Below are 16,363 nucleotides of genomic sequence, written 5' to 3' on the forward strand. Positions count from 1 at the left end.
GGAAGGAGGCCGCCGTGCACTGCGCAGCGGCCTTTTTCTTTTGTCCCAGACCCCACGCTGCTAGACCCGAGCCAAAGCAGGACCGGAGCGAATGAACCCCGTACAGATCAACAATGTCGATCATGCCGAGCTGTGCGTCAGCCCGCGCGCCGGCGCCGAATTCGGCGACGCCTCCAACCAGGCCCTGGTCTATCCCGCCGAGTTCGAGGAACTTCAGCGCGAATTCGCGATCATCTTCCGCCGGCGCGACAGCGGCATCCAGGCCTATGCGCTGCTGGGACTGGACCGCGACGAGAATCTCTTCCTGGCCGGCGACCGCTGGGCCAGCCGCTACGTTCCCGCAACACATCAGCGCGGCCCCTTCTCGATCGGGATCGTGCGCGATGCCGGCGATGGCCCGGGCGAGCCGATGATCCATGTCGACATGGACGATCCCCGCGTCGGCACCGGCCAGCCGCTGTTCCTCAAGCATGGCGGCAACGCGCCCTATCTGGATCATATCGCCGGCGTGCTGCGCCTGCTCTATCAACAGATCGAGAGCGCGCCGGGCTTCTACGCCATGCTCGACGAGGCCGAATTGCTGACGCCGGTCACGCTGACCGTCGATGTGCGCGAGGACCTCAGCTACACCGTCCCGGACGTGCTGGTGGTCGATCTCGAGCGGCTGTCGACCCTGACCGGCGAACCGCTGGAACTGCTCCATCGTTCGGGGGCGCTGCGGCTCGCCATCTTGGCAGCGGCGTCGCTCGGCAATGTGCAGCAGCTGATCGCCCGCAAGCAGGCGCTGCTCGACCCGATCGACTGACGCGATGCCGCGCGTGATCCGCCAGACCCGAGTCATCGAGGGAGCCGACGCCGGCACCCTGAGCGTGGCCGAGCTGATCGCCGACGGCCGCCCCGCGATCCTGCGCGGCATTGCGCGCCACCTGCCGCTGGTCGCCGAGGGGCTGCGCGGTCCGCAGGCCGCGGTCGCGTGGCTGAAGCGGTTCGACGGCGGCCGCCCGGTCACCGCCTATATCGGCGACGCCGCGATCGGCGGGCGCTTCGGCTATGGCGAGGACTGCACCGCGCTGAACTTCGCGCGCGAGCGCGGGTCGCTGTCCGCCTATCTCGACCGGATCCTGGCGACGCAGGACGATCCCGAGGGCCCCTCGCTCTATATCGGCTCGACCGATATCGACCAGTATCTGCCCGGCATCCGCGACCAGGCGGCGCTGCGCTTCGCGGAACTGGAACAGGCGGGCACCCCGCCGCTGGTGAGCATCTGGCTGGGCAACCGGACGATCGCATCCGCGCATTACGACATGTCGAACAACATCGCCGTCACGCTGGTCGGGCGGCGCCGCTTCACCCTGTTCCCGCCCGAGCAGGCGGCCAATCTCTATCCCGGCCCGATCGACCTGACACCGGCGGGCCAGGTCGTCTCGATGGTCGATTTCGACGCCCCCGACCTCGGCCGCCATCCCGGCTTCGCCGAGGCGCTGGCGGCGGCCGAAGTCGCGGAGATGGCGCCGGGCGACGCGCTGATCTACCCTGCCCTGTGGTGGCACCAGGTCGAGGCGCTGGATCCGTTCAACGCCATGATCAACTATTGGTGGAACAGCACCCCCGCCTGGATCGACACGCCGCAGAACACGCTGCTCCACGCGCTGCTCAGCCTGCGCGACCGGCCCGACCATGAGAAGCGCGGCTGGCAGGCACTGTTCGACTATTATGTCTTCGGCCCCGCCGACCGTGCGGGCGCGCACCTGCCCGAGGCGGCGCGCGGCAACCTGGCGCCGATGGACGACATCAAGGCGCGCCGGCTGCGCGCGCTGCTGCTCAATCGCCTCAATCGCTGACGGAGACCGGAATGGCCGCGCCAATCGTGAAACGGGTGGTGATCGCGGGCGGGGGCACCGCGGGCTGGGTCGCGGCGGCGGCACTGGTCAAGCAGCTGGGGCCGCTGCTGGACATCACGCTGGTCGAATCGGACGAGATCGGGACGATCGGCGTCGGCGAGTCCACCATCCCGACCTCGCGCAGCTTCCACCAGCTGCTGGGGATCAACGAGGCGGCGTTCATGCGCCACACCCAGTCGACCTTCAAGCTGGGCATCGCGTTCGAGAATTGGGGCAAGATCGGCGACCGCTATATCCACAGCTTCGGCGAGATCGGGCGCAAGTCGACCTGGATGGCGCCGTTCCATCATTTCTGGATGGAGGCGCAGGCGCAGGGCTTCGGCGGCAGCCTGGACGACTATTGCTACGAGCTGCAGGCAGCGAATGCCGAACGCTTCGCGACCGGCGAGACTGCGACGCTCAGCTATGCCTATCATCTCGACGCGACGCTTTACGCGCAGGCGCTGCGCAAGCTGGCCGAACCCGCCGGGGTGAAGCGGGTCGAGGGGAAGATCGATCGGGTCGAGCGCGATCCGGAGAGCGGATTCATCACGGCGCTGGTGCTGGACTCGGGCACCCGGATCGAGGGCGACCTGTTCCTCGACTGTACCGGCTTTCGCGGGCTGTTGATCGAACAGACGCTGGAGACGGGGTATGAGGACTGGACGCATTGGCTGAAGACCAACAGCGCCTATGCCGTCCAGACCGAGGCGGTCGGGCCGCCCCGCCCCTATACCCGGGCGATCGCGCATGAGGCGGGATGGCGCTGGCAGATCCCGCTCCAGCACCGGGTCGGCAACGGGCTGGTGTTCGCCAGCGACTATATGTCGGACGACGAGGCCAAGGCGAAGCTGCTCGCGGAGATCGACGGCAGGCCGTTGTTCGATCCGCGGCTGATCCGATACCGCACCGGGCGGCGCAGGAAGGTGTGGAACGGCAATTGCGTCGCGCTGGGCCTGGCGAGCGGATTCATCGAGCCGCTGGAATCGACCAGCATCCACTTGGTCAAGATCGCGATCACCCGGTTGATCGAGAGCTTTCCGTTCGGCGGGATCAGCCCGGCGGCGACCGAGCGGTTCAACACCAATTCGCGGCTGGAAATGGAGCATATCCGCGACTTCATCATCCTCCATTACCACCTGAACCGGCGCGACGAGCCCTTCTGGCAGCGGTGCCGCGAGATGGACGTGCCGGAGACGCTGACGCAGCGGATCGCCGCCTTTCGCGACGGCGCGCTTGCCTATCAGGAGAATGTCGACCTCTTCAGAGTCGATTCCTGGGTGCAGGTGCTGATGGGCCAGGGGCTGACGCCCGAGGGCTATCACCAGCTGGCGAAGATGATGCCGCCGGCCGAGCTGCGCCAGGCGCTGTCGGGACTGAAGGAGACGGTCGCCGGGGCGGTGGCGAAGCTGCCGGCGCACGATGCGTTTCTCAGGAGCTATTGCCCCGCGGTCTGACGCGCGCCCTACCGGCTATCGCCAGCACCGGCCGCCGCTGGTGGCGACGTGCCAGGCGACCGCCTGGAGGCGTGCGGCATGGTCGGGCGACAGGCCGAGATCGACCGCCGCCTGCTCGCGCCCGCCAAGGGCGCGCGGATCCTTGCCGGTCACGTCGACGAAGATCGTCAGCGCCTCGAGATAATAGCCCGCCGCGCTGCCATGATAATGGTCGTAGGACCACAGATCGACCTGGCCGTAGCTGAGCCCGTCATAGGGATTGGGGTCGGCCAGCCCGGTCTGCATGGCGCAGTTGAACGCTTGGCCGACGGGATGGACCCGGGCGATCTCGCGCGTCTTCGCCTTGGCCTGGTCATATGCGGCGCGCAGGTCGAGCGCCATGCGGGCGATCGGCTGGCCGAACCATTTGCCGCTGCCGCGGTAGATCATGTCGGGTCGCGACCAGGTCGCGGTGAGCCCGATCCGGACGCGCGGATTGCGCGCCGCGAACATCCGCGCGAACCGGCCCGAATAGTCGATCAGCAATGACGGGTTGCCGTGGTCGGCGAAGTTCAGGACACTGGCATCCTGGAGCACGACATCGTCCCACGCCCGGTCGAGCAGCGCGCGTCGATTGTCCCAGTGCCAGTTCAGCCCCTTGCCGGGCTCGGTTTCCAGGCTGACGCGATAGTCGAGGCCCGCTTCGACCGTGAAGCGCTTGAACAGCGCGGGTACGCCGCCGATGCCGCGGTTGGTCAGGTCGGTGACGGTGTCGGCGCGATAGTTTCGCACCGGCGAATTCGCGCCGAAGGTGAAGCTGTTGCCGACGAACAGGATGGTGCGCGACGCGGCATGGCTGGCCGGACGAGCGGCACGGCCATCCTGGGCAGCCGCTGCGGGAGCGAGCGTCAGAAGGGCAAGGCCAAGCAGGAGGCGAACGGGCAAGGATATCGTCTCATCGTACCGACCGGACCGGCCGGCGGCTTGCAGCCCATCGTGCCTCGCGGCGCGACGGGCTGCAAGCCGGGGGTCAGAAGGTTGCGGCGATGCCGGCGAAGATCCGGCGATCCTCGCGGAAGCTGTTCAGCAACCGGTTCCGGTTCTGGAGATACTCGATATCGCCCTGCTTGGTGATGTTGATCGCCTCCAGCGTCAGGCGGATATTGGGCGTGATGTTGAACTGGCCCGAGAAGTCGAGCTGGCCCCGCCCTTGAGCGTAGGAACTGCCACCAGCCAACGCGCCGCCCTGCCCCAGCAGGTAGGAGTTGCGATAGATATAGGCCAGGCGAAGGGACATGAACTTGTCCTCATAATAGCCGACCACATTGTAGCTGTGCTTCGACAGGCCCGGCAGCGGCAGCGCCTTCTGCGTTTCCTGGTCGATCAGCGGCGTCTCGCTGTCGACATAGGTGTAGTTGGCCTGCACGCCCAGATTGTCGAACGGTGCCGGGAGGAAGCGCAGCGATTGCTGGAAGGCGACCTCGAACCCCTTGATCTTGCCCGACTCGCCATTGACCGGCTGGGTGATCTGGAACAGGCCGAGGGTCTCGGAGAGGCCGGGTACGAATTCTAGCTCCGTCCGGTTAATCGTGAACGAGTCGACATTCTTGTAGAAGACCGCGCCCGACAGCACGCTGGACGGTGCGAAATACCATTCGAGCGTCGCGTCGAACTGGGTCGCCTGATACGGCCGCAGCGCCGGGTTTCCGCGATTGCCGGTTTGAGACACGATCAGCGGGATGAAGCTGACGGCGACGTCCGACAGGTTCGGACGTGCCACCACCTTTGCCGCAGCGGCGCGGAAGGTGAGCTTGTCGGTGATGCTCAGATTGGCGTTCGCGCTGGGCAGCCAGAAGTCGAAGGTCGGCTTGGCCGAGGTCGGCTGGGTGTCGGACAGATAGCCCGACGACAGCCGCTCCTGAGACACGTAGCGCACGCCGGCATTGCCGGTCAGCGGCATCGATCCGATCGTCGTGTCGAAATTGCCCTTGATGTAGAAGGCGAGGGTGTCCTGCTGGACATCCTTGATCGATACGCGGCCCAGCGGGATCGTGTCCGCCGTCGGGATCGGCAGGCCGAAGGCGTCGCGCGCGACATTCGGATCGAAGGTGCCGGCCAGCAGCTGGCCTGGGAAATTCCCGGCGGCGCCGGGAAAAAAGGAGACGGTCGAGGACGAGTAGCTCACGCCCGGCAGCTCGTCGACAGTCAGGATCCCGTCGCCATTCTTGTCGCCGCGCGCCAGCAGGCTGGCAGCGCTCGGGACGTTCTGAGGTGCCTCGGCATACAGGTTCAGACGTTCGAACCGCGAGCCGACCTCGATCGATGCCAGCGGACCGAAATTGGTGTGGATCTTGAAATCCATCCGGGCGTCGAAGCCGTCATTGTCGTTCAGGATCGCGCCGTCGAAGATCGAGGCGAGCTGATACTGGCCGGGATCCATCAGGTTGAAGTTCGACGCGAGCGCGATGTCCGGCACGGGATTGCGGCCGGTGAAGTCGTAGGTGACATTGGCAACGTTGCCAGCCTTGGGCACGAGGACATAGGTCATCGAGCTGCCCTGCGCCGGCGAGGAGCTCGCCTTGCTGTAGGATGCGTCGATCGACATTTCGACGACCTCGCCCTTATACTTGGTCGAGAAGCCGATATTGGCCGATTCCAGCAGCGTCGGCGCGTCGTAGATCAGCGGGCGCACGGTGACGTTGTTGAAGGTCCCCTTGCTGACCGTGTTGCTATCGTCGGCGGTCGCGCCGGCATCGTTGTTGTTCAGCAGGATCTGGGTGTTGAAGATCGTGCGATCCTCGTCGAGGCGCGAATAGGTGCCGTCGAGGATGACTTCCCAGCGGTCGGCCGGACGCCACTGGATCGATCCCTGTGCAGTAAGGCGGCGGACCTCGCGATTGGCCACGCGCGTCATCAGCCGGTTGGGACGGACCAATCCGACCTCTTCGACCCCATCGCCGTTGCCGTCGATCCCGTTGACGACGTTTCCGTTCGCGTCCCTGGTTCCGACCTTGCTCCAGCCGCCGCTCTCGAAGCCATAGCCGGTCGTGCTGATGTCCGAATAGGCGACGGTCGCCAGGACGCCGAAGGTGTCGTTGAAATTCTTCGAGATCAGCGCCGAACCGCGATAGCCGAACTTGTCGGCCTGATCGGTATAGACGCCCTGGATCCGGCCGCTGACGACCGTGCCGTCCAGCTCAAGCGGACGCTTGGTCTTCAGGTTGACGGTGGCGCCCAGCGCACCCTCGGGCATGTCGGCGGTCGGCGACTTGCTGACGACGATGCTCGAGATGATTTCAGGGCTGAGCGACTCGAGCGAGGCGCCGCCGCCGCTGCTCGGGCCGAGGAACGAGCGGCCGTTGATCTCCAGCCGGTTCTGCGAAATGCCGCGCACCGTGAAGTTCGAGCCTTCGCCCTCGTTGCGGCTGATCTGGACGCCGGGGATGCGGCTCATCGATTCCGCGACATTCTGGTCGGGCAGCTTGCCGATGTCCTGCGCCGAGATCACGTCGACGATGTTGCCGGCCGAGCGCTTGGCGTTGATCGCATCCTGCAGCGAGCGGCGGATGCCGGTGACGACGATTTCCTCGCCTTCATCCTGTCCGTCCGCGGGCGCTGCGGCCTGGCCGGCCGGCGCCGGATCGGCCGTCTGGGCGAACGCTGCGGGTGCCATCACTGCGGCCAGCCCGATCACGGCGGTGGTGCCTGCCAGTTGCTTGCGGATTCGCGTCTTCATGTTCCGTAACCTCCCCGTGTCTTCCCGAATGGCCGTGCCGCGGCGATCGCCGGGCCGTGCGGCCTGAAGTTGCTGTCGGGAAGGACGGAACCGACCTGAACGACCGACCATCGCGACTTCTCGCGCGGTTCGATCCTGTTCGTGGTCGAGGTGCCCCACACTCCCCTCAAGCGGTCCCCGCGCTGCCGGCGGGTCGGGCAGCGCAATGGCAGAAGCCTCCGGGACACAGAGCCCCTACTTTCGTACTACCGACGTCGAACGCCCCGTGCGGCTAGACCGAAGCTGCGGTAGAACAACGACAATTGGATGGGGGAGAGACATGCGGGTAAGCCGACGCACGCTGATGGCCGGGGCCGGGAGCGTCGTCGCGACGCCTGCACTGGGCTGGACGACCCCCGCCGCGGCAGCGCGGACGGAGGAGCCGCTGCTGCACGGGATGATGCCGAGCGATGCGCTGCCCGAGCGCCTGGAGCCGGTCGAACCCGGACTGATCCGGATCGATCGTGGCTGGCGATTCCACGAGGGCGACATCGTCCCGCCCAGGCTGCGCAAGCATGACGAGACCTATCTGGCGGCCAAGGCAGGGGGAGCCCGTGGCGCCGCGGCGATCGCGTTCGACGACAGCGGCTGGGTGTCGGTCGACGTGCCGCACGACTGGGCGATCCGCCAGCCCTTCGACCGCGACGCGAACACCGACCAGGGATACAAGCCGCGCGGCATCGGCTGGTACCGCAAGACGATCATATTGGACGAGGCGGATCGCGGCAGGAAGATCGCGCTGCGGTTCGGCGGGATTGCGACCCACGCAACGATCTGGGTCAATGGCAGCATCGCCGCGCGCAACTGGTCGGGGTATACGGCGATCGAGGTCGACCTGACCCCCTATGCGCGCTTCGGCGCGGACCAGCCCAACATCATCGCCGTCCGGGTGGATGCGCAGGAGATGGAGGGCTGGTGGTATGAAGGCGCCGGCATCTATCGCCATGTCACCCTCGCCAAGCGCCCGGCGGTGTCGATCGCGACCGACGGTGTCCATTGCGATCCGCGCCATGACGGCGACGATCGCTGGCGGGTGCCGGTGACGGTGACGCTGGAGAATGTCGGGGAGGCGGCGCGCCCGGCCGAACTGAGCGTCTTGCTGCGCGACGATGCCGGGCGCGAGGTTTCCCGCGCAACGGCCAGCGGCACGGTCGATCCGCTCGGGCGCCGCGACCTAAGCTGCGCGCTGTCGCTCAGCGGACCCAGGCGCTGGTCCCCCGAGACCCCGAAGCTGTACCGCGTCGAGATCGTCGCGACGAGCGAGGCCGGCACCGACCGGCGACAGGTCCCGATCGGTTTCAGGACGATCCGTTTCGACGCGAACCGCGGCTTCTTTCTGAACGAGCAGCCGGTCAAGCTGAAGGGCGTGTGCCTGCATCAGGATCATGCCGGCGTCGGCACCGCCGTGCCCGACGCACTGCTCGAATGGCGGCTGCGGCGAATGAAGGATGTCGGCGTCAACGCGATCCGGTGCAGCCATAATTCCCAGGCCGACGCCTTCTATGCGCTGTGCGACCGGATGGGCTTCCTCGTCATGGACGAGAACCGCATCTTCAACCCCGCGCCCGATCACCTGGCCGAGATGGAATGGCTGGTCCGCGCGCATCGCAACCATCCCAGCATCATCCTGTGGTCGGTGTTCAACGAGGAGCCGATGCAGGGCAGCCGCGCCGGGCGCGAGATGGTCCGGCGGATGGTGGCGGCGGTGAAGGCGCTGGACGACAGCCGGCCGGTGACCGCCGCGATGAACGGCGGCCTCTATGAGCCCGAGAACGTCTCCCAGGCGATCGAGGTGATGGGCTTCAATTACCAGACCGACCAATATGACAAGTTTCACGCGCTGAACCCGAAGCTACCGAGCAGCAGTTCGGAGGATACCAGCGCGTTCATGACCCGCGGCGCCTATCGCACCGATCGCGCGGCGCATGTGATGAGCTCGATGGATACCGAGGCCGCCGACTGGGGCGCGACCCACCGGAAGTCCTGGGCGATGATCGCCGAGCGGCCCTATCTGGCGGGCGGGTTCGTGTGGACCGGGTTCGACTATCATGGCGAGCCGACGCCGTTCGAATGGCCGACGGTGTCGAGCTTCTTCGGGATCCTCGACCTGTGCGGCTTCGCCAAGACCGCCTATGACATTCGCCGCGCGCAATGGATCGACGACCGCCCGGTCATCGGCATCGCGCCGCACTGGACCTGGCCCGGCCGCGAGGGCGAGCAGATGGACGTGCTGGTCACGTCCAACGCCGAGCGGGTACGGCTGCTGGTCAACGGCAAGCCGGTCGGCGAGCAGGCGGGCGACCGGATCCACGGCACCCTGTTCAAGACCGCATGGCAGCCGGGCGAGATCGTCGCGATCGGCCTCAAAGGCGGGCGCGAAGTCGTGCGAACCCGGCATCGCACCGCGGGGCCGCCGGCTTCGTTGCAGCTGTTGCCGGCGCGCACGCTGATGCGCGCGGACGGCGAGGACGTGGTTCCGGTGACGATCCACGCGGTCGACCGGTCGGGCCGGCATGTGCCGATCGCGCAGCATCCGGTGACGCTGACGATCGAGGGCGGCGAGATCATCGGCCTGGGCAATGGCGATCCCAACAGCCACGAGCCGGCGCAGGGCGATCGACGGTCGCTGTTCAACGGCCTTGCCCAGGCGCTGGTCCGCGCCCGGTCCGGCGCGCAACGGCTGCGCATCGTTGCGCGCGCCGACGGGCTGAAGGACGGGTCGACGTCGATCCGGCTGGTCTGAGGTGGTTGCCGGCATGACGCGAAGCTGCGAGGATCCCTGCATGTCCAGCGAAGCCGATCCCGTTGCCGAACCGCCGCGTGCCGGTGCCGGGTCGCGGCTGGGCCGGGCGATCGCGATCATTTTCGGCGCGGGCGATTACGAGGCGCATCTGCGCCACGCCGCCGCCAAGGGGCATGCGCCGCTGAGCCGCGGCGCATTCGACCGGCGGCGGCTCGAAGCGCGCTACGGCCGGTCCTCGCACCGCTGCTGCTGACCGGCCGCGGCTGCTATTCGGGCGGCGACCACAGGCCGCGCGCGATCGCCTGTCCCGCCAGCATCGCCGCCTGGGTGCGCGAGACGGCGTGCAGCTTGCGCAGGATGGTCGAGACATGGACCTTCACCGTCTGTTCGGAGATGGCGAGGTCGTTGGCGATCTGCTTGTTCAGCTTGCCTGCCATCACCAGCGCGAGGATGCGCAATTGCTGGCTGGTCAGCTCGGACAGGCCCGCGACCAGCTGTGCCTCCTCGTCATCGGCCTCGCCCAGTTCGGGCCACCAGCGCTCTCCGTCCAGCACCAGCCCGATGATGCGGACCAGTTCGCCCATGCTCGACATCTTGGGAATATAGCCGGCGACCCCGGCTGCGACCGCGCGCCGCACCAGGCCCGGATCGGTCTTGGCGCTGAGGATCACGATCGGCGTGGTCGGATGCTGACCCAGCAGCTGGATCACGCCGGACAGGTCCGAGGCATCGGGGAGGTCGAGGTCGAGCAGGACCAGGTCGATATCGGGATCGCGATCGAGCTGATCGTGCGCGCCCGCGATCGTGCCGCACTCGATCAGGTCGATCCCGTCGATCGCCGCCTCCAGTGCGTATTTGACCGCGGTCCGTACCAGGGGGTGATCGTCGGCGATCAGGATCCGCGTCATGACTGGCCCCCGCCTTCGGCGACCGGGCCGCCATCGTCGGCGCGCTCGGCATCGACGATCACGCGGCGCAGCGGCGCCGGCTTGACCGGCTTGTAGAGCAGCAGAGCACCGGCGGCCCGCACTCGCGCAGCCACCTCCGGCTGGCGATCGGCGGTGAGCACCGCGACGCGCAGGCCGGGTCCCCATTTCCGGGTTGCCGCAGCCAGCAGGTCGAGCCCGGTTCGGTCATCGCCCAGATGATAGTCGACCAGCAGCAGATCGGGACGCCCCCCCGGCAGGCTGGTGCCGTCGGAGGTCGTGACACGGTGCCCCCAATGTTCGATCAGCGCGATCATGCCGGCACGGATGCGGGCATCGTCATCGACCACCAGGATGTCGAGTGCCGTCGTCGCCTCGTTGGGGCGCACCACGCGCGTCGCGGCGGGAACCGCCTGCAACCGGGCGAGCGGCACGGTGATATGGAACAGCGACCCTTGCCCCGGCACCGAGCGCAGACCGATCGGATGATCGAGCAGCCGCGCGGTCCGGTCCACGATCGCCAGGCCAAGGCCAAGGCCCGGCGTCGCGGCGCCGGCCCCGCGGATGCGGTAGAATTCGCCGAAGATCGCGTCATGCTGATCGGGCGCGATCCCCGTCCCGCTGTCCCATACCTCGATCCGCACCGCCGCGCCGCGCCGCCGCCAGCCGAGCAGGATCCCGCCCTGCGACGTGTGGCGGACCGCGTTCGACAGCAGGTTCTGGAGCAGCCGGCGGAGCAGTTGCGGATCGGTTTCGACCACCAGCGCGCAGGGCCGGGCGCGAAAGGCGAGCCCCTTGTCGCTGGCGAGCATGCGGAACTCGTTTTCGAGCGGCTCGAGAATATCGGCCAGGCGGATGCGCCGCAGCTTCGGCTGGATCGCGCCGCCGTCGAACGCGGAAATGTCCATCAGCGCCTCGATCAGCGATTCGGCGGCGCTGAGCGCATCGCCCGCATTCCGTGCGAGTTCGGCGGGATCGGGCACCGTCGATCCGTTGCCGGCCGGGCGGGTCTGCTCGGCAATGGCGGACACGAACAGGCGCGCGGCATTCAGCGGCTGGAGCAGGTCGTGGCTGGCGGCGGCGATGAACTGGCTCTTGCCGGCATTGGCGCGCTCCGCCTCGCTCTTGGCGGCCTGGAGCTGGCGCGTGCGCTGCGCGACGCGTTCCTCCAGCCCCTCGTTCGCCGCGCGCAGCCGCTCGGCGGCGCTGTGCCGCTCGGTCACGTCGGTATAGGTCGAGACATAGCCCTGGTCGCCGACCCGGTCATAGGTGATCTCGAGCACCGTCCCGTCGGGCCGCTCGCGTTCGTAGATATAGGGCCAGGTCTGGCGCGTGAGATCGCGGTTGATGACCAGCGCGTCGATATCCTGGGGCGAATATTCCTCGCGCGACAGGTTGAACGAGATCACCTCGGCCAGCGGCATGCCGACCTTCACCAGGTCCGACGGGAAGGCGAGCACCTCGCAGAAGCGCCGGTTCCACGCCGTGATGCGAAGCTCGTTGTCGAACGCGCAGATCCCCTGGCGGACGCCGTCCAGCGTGCCCTGGAGCAGTTGATAGTTGAGGCGCAGCGCCTCGGACGCGGTTTCCAGTGCCTGGCGCGCGGCCTCGTCGAACGGCTGGTCCCGGCGCATCGCGGCGGTCATCACCACCCGGGCGGACGGCGTGCCGATCGCGCCGGCAAGGAGGTTCTCGGTAAAGTCGATCGCCAGGCTGTCGACCGGATCGCCGGGTGCGCGCTGGCCATGGTCGCGGGCGAAGCCGCGAAAGCCCCGCTCGGCGGCATCGACGCCGATGAAGCGCACCGCGAGCGCCTTGAGGTCGGCGATCCGCTCGACCGCGGGATAGCCGCCGATGAAGCCGTCCGGCGTCGTGGCCGGCCGGCCTGCTCGATAGCGCGACAGGCCGTAGAGCAGCGCCAGGTTGACCAGGAGGCTGAAGATCGTCGTCGCGGTGATCGGGTCGCTGCGCCCCAGATCGGGCAGCAACGGCGGCACGATCGATGCGGTCAGATCGGGCGGCAGCAGCAGCATCCACGCCCAGACCGTCATCCCGCCGACGATTCCCGCGACCGCCGCAGGCATGTGCGGGCGTGACGAATAGATGCCGACGATCACCGCCGGGCCGAACTGGGCGGTCGCAACGAACGAGACGAACCCGATCTCGGTCAGCGGATAGCCGCTGACCACCACCCGGTGCATCGCGAAGGCGAGCAGCATGATGATCGCCACCGCGATGCGCCGCACCCGCAGCAGCAGCGCCGAGACGTCGTCGCCGCCCAGCTCGTCCCGGCGCCGGCGCAGGATGACGGGCATGATCACGTCGTTGCACAACATCGTCGCAAGCGAGAGGGTGGCGACGATCGTCATGCCGGTCGCGGCGGACAGCCCGCCGAAAAAGGCGAGCGAGGCGATCGCGGGCGAATCGAACGCCATCGGCAGCGCGATCACGAAGCTGTCGGGCGCGACCGCGCCGCCGAAGGTCAGCAGGCCCGCGAGCGCGATCGGGATCATGAAGATGCTGAGGATCGCGAGATAGGCCGGGAAGAAGGTGCGCGCCGCGCCCAGGTCGCCCGGCCGCTCGCTTTCGACCACGACCACCTGGAACAGATGCGGCATGCAGATGAGGGCGAGCGCGGCGATCAGCGTCTGGCCATACCAGGCGGGCAGCGTGAAGTCGGGGGCGAGGATGCGCGTCGCCTCTTCGGGGATGCGCTGGATCGCCTGGCTCAGGATATCGCCGGGGCCGTCGAAGAAGCCGAAGACGATGCACATGCCGACGATGACGAAGGCGAGCAGCTTGATCACGCCCTCCGCGGCAACGGCGAGCATCAGCCCGCGATGCCGCTCGCTCGAATGGCTGTAGCGCACGCCGAAGGTCATGACGAACACCGCCATCAGGATCGCCGACACGAACGAGGTGTCGCGCCAGATCGGTGCGTCCGCCGGGGTCGCCGCCGCGGTGACGATGTCGAAGGTGACCGCCAGCGCCTTGAGCTGGAGCGCGATATAGGGAAGCACCGCCGCGAGGCTGGACAGGGTGACGGCGGCGGCCAGCAGCTGGCTCTTGCCGTAGCGCGCGGCGAGCAGGTCGGAGATCGAGGTCGCGTTCTGCGCCTTGGCGATCGCGACGAGCCGCCTGAGCATCGGCTGGCACAGCAACAATACCAGCACCGGGCCGATATAGATGGGCAGGAACGCCCAGCCGGCCGAGGTGGCGCGGCCGACCGACCCGTAGAAGCTCCAGCTGGTGTTATAGACCGTCAGCGTCAGGCAATAGACCAGGGTCGCGAACCAGCGCGAGCGCCACAGCCGTTCGATGATCCCCGAACGCCGGTCGCCCAGCCAGGCGATGGCGAACAACAGCGCGACATACAGGAGGGTCAGGCCGATGACGGTAATTGCGGTCAATCGACAAATGCTCCCCACCCGGCGGCTTCGCCGCTCTGTGCGCCGACAAATAGGGGTCGGGGCTCGCCAGGTCGACCGACCTTAAGTAGGGGGTCCGTGTTCGCACGCGCTTTGCCATGAGGCGTGCACGGGAACCGGTAAAGGGCGGAGAGGCAATGCGGGGCGCGTCTGCGCGAAACTGGGTGGCGCTCGCGCCCTTCGTCCTGATCGCGTGCGCCGCGGCGCTCGCGCTGGGGGTGATCGCGCGGGGATCGGGAGAGCCGGTCAACGCGCTGTGGCTGCTGACCGCCGCGACCTGCGTCTATATTCTCGCCTATCGCTTCTATGGCCGGTTCATCGCCCGCCGCGTGCTGCAGATCGACCCGTCGCGGCCGACCCCGGCGGTGCGGCGCGCCGACGGGCTCGACTATGTCCCGACCGACCGGTTCATGACCTTCGGCCATCATTTCGCGGCGATCGCCGGAGCGGGACCGCTGGTCGGCCCGGTGCTGGCGGCGCAGCTCGGCTATCTGCCCGGCATGTTGTGGATCCTCGTCGGCGTGGTCGTGGCGGGCGCGGTCCAGGACATGGTGGTGCTGTTCCTGTCGACCCGGCGCGACGGGCTGTCGCTGGGCCGGATCGCCCGCGATGAACTCGGCGCGGTTGCCGGCACGGTTATCTCGCTCGGCCTGTTGCTGATCATGATCATCCTGCTGGCGGTGCTGGCGCTGGTCGTCGTCAAGGCGCTGGCCGAAAGCCCCTGGGGCACCTTCACCGTCTTCGCCACGATGCCGATCGCGGTGCTGATGGGCCTGTACGGACGCTTCTTCCGTCCCGGCCGGCCGCTGGAGATCGCGCTGCTGGGCGCGGTGCTGCTGATGGTGTCGGTGGTGCTGGGCGGCCATGTCGCGCAGGATCCGGCGCTGGCCGCCTGGTTCACCTTCGACGCGGCGACGCTGGCGCTGATGCTGATCGGCTATGGCATCATCGCCTCGCTGCTGCCGGTGTGGCTGCTGCTCGCGCCGCGCGACTATCTGTCCAGCTTCCTCAAGCTGGGCACGATCCTGTTGCTGGCGGTCGGGCTGATCTTCACCGCGCCAAGCCTGCAGATGCCGGCGGTGACGCCGTTCATCGACGGCAGCGGCCCGGTGTTTGCCGGCAGCCTGTTTCCCTTCCTGTTCATCACCATCGCCTGCGGCGCCGTGTCCGGCTTCCACGCGCTGATCGCGTCGGGGACGACGCCGAAGATGATCGCGAGCGAGGGCGACATTCCGCTGGTCGGGTTCGGCGGGATGCTCGCCGAATCCTTCGTGGCGATGATGGCACTGATCGCGGCGACGATCCTGCATCCCGGCCTGTACTTCGCGATCAACAGCCCGGCCGCGCTGATCGGCACCGATGCCGCCACCGCCGCGGCGACCATCTCGCAATGGGGCTATGCCATCGACGCGGCGACGCTGCTCGATTCGGCCAAGGCGGTCGGGGAACACACGTTGCTGTCACGCACCGGCGGCGGACCGACGCTGGCGGTCGGCATCTCGGAAATCCTGTCGGCGCTGGGCGGGCCCGATTCGATGAAGGCCTTCTGGTATCATTTCGCGATCCTGTTCGAGGCGCTGTTCATCCTGACGACGGTCGATGCCGGGACCCGGGTCGCGCGGTTCATGATCCAGGATTTCGGCGGGACCGTCTCGCCCTGGTTCGGCGACACCACCCGCTTCGCCCCCGGCGCGCTGGCGACCGCGCTGGCCGCCGGATCCTGGGGCTATCTGCTGTACCAGGGGGCGATCGATCCGCTGGGCGGGATCAACTCGCTGTGGCCGCTGTTCGGCATCGCAAACCAGATGCTGGCGGTGATCGCGTTGCTGACCTGCACGGTGGCGATCCTGCGGTCGTCGCGGCGGCGCTATTGGTGGGTGACGGGCGTGCCGGCGCTGGCGCTGACGGTGATCACCCTGACCGCCGGCGTGATGAAGCTGTTCGCCGCCGATCCGCGCGTCGGCTTCCTGTCGCACGCCGCGTCGCTGGACCCGGCCAAGACCGGCCCCGCCACCGCCGCGATGCTGCGCGGCGACTATACCAATGCCGTGCTGACCGCGGTGCTGATCCTCGTCGTCCTGGTGGCGGCGGCAAGCTCGCTGCGCGGCGCACTGCGCATCCTGCGCGGGGATGACGGCCAGCCCGTCACCACGGCGCATGGCTGACCATGGAGAG

General features: G+C 67.8%; 10 protein-coding genes. 6 read left to right on the plus strand and 4 right to left on the minus strand.

Going from position 1 to position 16,363, the window contains the following annotated elements; all coding sequences use genetic code 11:
- The first annotated feature begins 91 nt into the window (after positions 1-91).
- Genes TPR58_RS01370 through TPR58_RS01380 form a run of 3 tightly spaced genes read left to right on the plus strand, consistent with a single transcriptional unit; the run spans position 92 to position 3,337 of the window.
- A complete protein-coding gene (locus tag TPR58_RS01370) occupies positions 92-805 on the plus strand; it encodes a SapC family protein (protein ID WP_346244804.1) in 714 nt (237 codons plus the stop codon).
- 4 nt (positions 806-809) lie between these two features.
- Positions 810-1,841 (plus strand): cupin-like domain-containing protein, encoded by a 1,032-nt coding sequence (locus tag TPR58_RS01375; RefSeq protein ID WP_346244805.1) that lies wholly within the window; start codon positions 810-812, stop codon positions 1,839-1,841.
- A gap of 11 nt (positions 1,842-1,852) precedes the next feature.
- Positions 1,853-3,337 (plus strand): tryptophan halogenase family protein, encoded by a 1,485-nt coding sequence (locus TPR58_RS01380; RefSeq protein WP_346244806.1) that lies wholly within the window; start codon positions 1,853-1,855, stop codon positions 3,335-3,337.
- 15 nt (positions 3,338-3,352) lie between these two features.
- On the opposite strand, the gene TPR58_RS01385 is transcribed toward TPR58_RS01380, so the two are convergent.
- Positions 3,353-4,261: a PEP-CTERM sorting domain-containing protein gene (locus tag TPR58_RS01385; RefSeq protein ID WP_346244807.1), complete on the minus strand. Its 909-nt coding sequence runs from the start codon at positions 4,259-4,261 to the stop codon at positions 3,353-3,355.
- Positions 4,262-4,346: 85 nt separating this feature from the next.
- A complete protein-coding gene (locus tag TPR58_RS01390; protein ID WP_346244808.1) occupies positions 4,347-7,052 on the minus strand; it encodes a TonB-dependent receptor in 2,706 nt (901 codons plus the stop codon).
- A 319-nt stretch (positions 7,053-7,371) separates the two neighbouring features.
- Here TPR58_RS01390 and galA point away from each other — a divergent pair, with 319 nt between their 5' ends.
- Together galA and TPR58_RS01400 are read left to right on the plus strand one after the other, a co-directional pair.
- Positions 7,372-9,834 carry a beta-galactosidase GalA gene (gene galA, locus TPR58_RS01395; protein WP_346244809.1) on the plus strand — a complete coding sequence of 821 codons (2,463 nt, stop codon included), beginning with the start codon at positions 7,372-7,374 and terminating at the stop codon, positions 9,832-9,834.
- Positions 9,835-9,874: 40 nt separating this feature from the next.
- Complete coding sequence (locus tag TPR58_RS01400) at positions 9,875-10,087, plus strand: YbdD/YjiX family protein (protein WP_346244810.1); 213 nt, start codon at positions 9,875-9,877, stop codon at positions 10,085-10,087.
- 13 nt (positions 10,088-10,100) lie between these two features.
- On the opposite strand, the gene TPR58_RS01405 is transcribed toward TPR58_RS01400, so the two are convergent.
- Both TPR58_RS01405 and TPR58_RS01410 read right to left on the minus strand, forming a co-directional pair.
- Positions 10,101-10,742 carry a LuxR C-terminal-related transcriptional regulator gene (locus TPR58_RS01405; RefSeq protein WP_346244811.1) on the minus strand — a complete coding sequence of 214 codons (642 nt, stop codon included), beginning with the start codon at positions 10,740-10,742 and terminating at the stop codon, positions 10,101-10,103.
- Complete coding sequence (locus tag TPR58_RS01410; RefSeq protein WP_346244812.1) at positions 10,739-14,170, minus strand: hybrid sensor histidine kinase/response regulator; 3,432 nt, start codon at positions 14,168-14,170, stop codon at positions 10,739-10,741. Before TPR58_RS01410 ends, TPR58_RS01405 begins: the two co-directional genes overlap by 4 nt.
- Before the next feature lie 155 nt (positions 14,171-14,325).
- On the opposite strand from TPR58_RS01410, the gene TPR58_RS01415 reads away from it, so the two are divergent.
- Complete coding sequence (locus TPR58_RS01415; RefSeq protein WP_346244813.1) at positions 14,326-16,353, plus strand: carbon starvation CstA family protein; 2,028 nt, start codon at positions 14,326-14,328, stop codon at positions 16,351-16,353.
- The last annotated feature ends 10 nt before the right edge of the window (positions 16,354-16,363 follow it).

Source organism: Sphingomonas rustica (genome assembly GCF_039652585.1).
In the GTDB taxonomy this organism is placed as follows: domain Bacteria; phylum Pseudomonadota; class Alphaproteobacteria; order Sphingomonadales; family Sphingomonadaceae; genus Sphingomonas; species Sphingomonas rustica.

Coding starts and splice junctions, on each gene's coding strand:
- TPR58_RS01370 (WP_346244804.1), top strand. CDS start 92: ATGAACCCCGTACAGATCAACAATGTCGATCATGCCGAGCTGTGCGTC.
- TPR58_RS01375 (WP_346244805.1), top strand. CDS start 810: ATGCCGCGCGTGATCCGCCAGACCCGAGTCATCGAGGGAGCCGACGCC.
- TPR58_RS01380 (WP_346244806.1), top strand. CDS start 1,853: ATGGCCGCGCCAATCGTGAAACGGGTGGTGATCGCGGGCGGGGGCACC.
- TPR58_RS01390 (WP_346244808.1), bottom strand. CDS start 7,052: ATGAAGACGCGAATCCGCAAGCAACTGGCAGGCACCACCGCCGTGATC.
- galA (WP_346244809.1), top strand. CDS start 7,372: ATGCGGGTAAGCCGACGCACGCTGATGGCCGGGGCCGGGAGCGTCGTC.
- TPR58_RS01400 (WP_346244810.1), top strand. CDS start 9,875: ATGTCCAGCGAAGCCGATCCCGTTGCCGAACCGCCGCGTGCCGGTGCC.
- TPR58_RS01405 (WP_346244811.1), bottom strand. CDS start 10,742: ATGACGCGGATCCTGATCGCCGACGATCACCCCCTGGTACGGACCGCG.
- TPR58_RS01415 (WP_346244813.1), top strand. CDS start 14,326: ATGCGGGGCGCGTCTGCGCGAAACTGGGTGGCGCTCGCGCCCTTCGTC.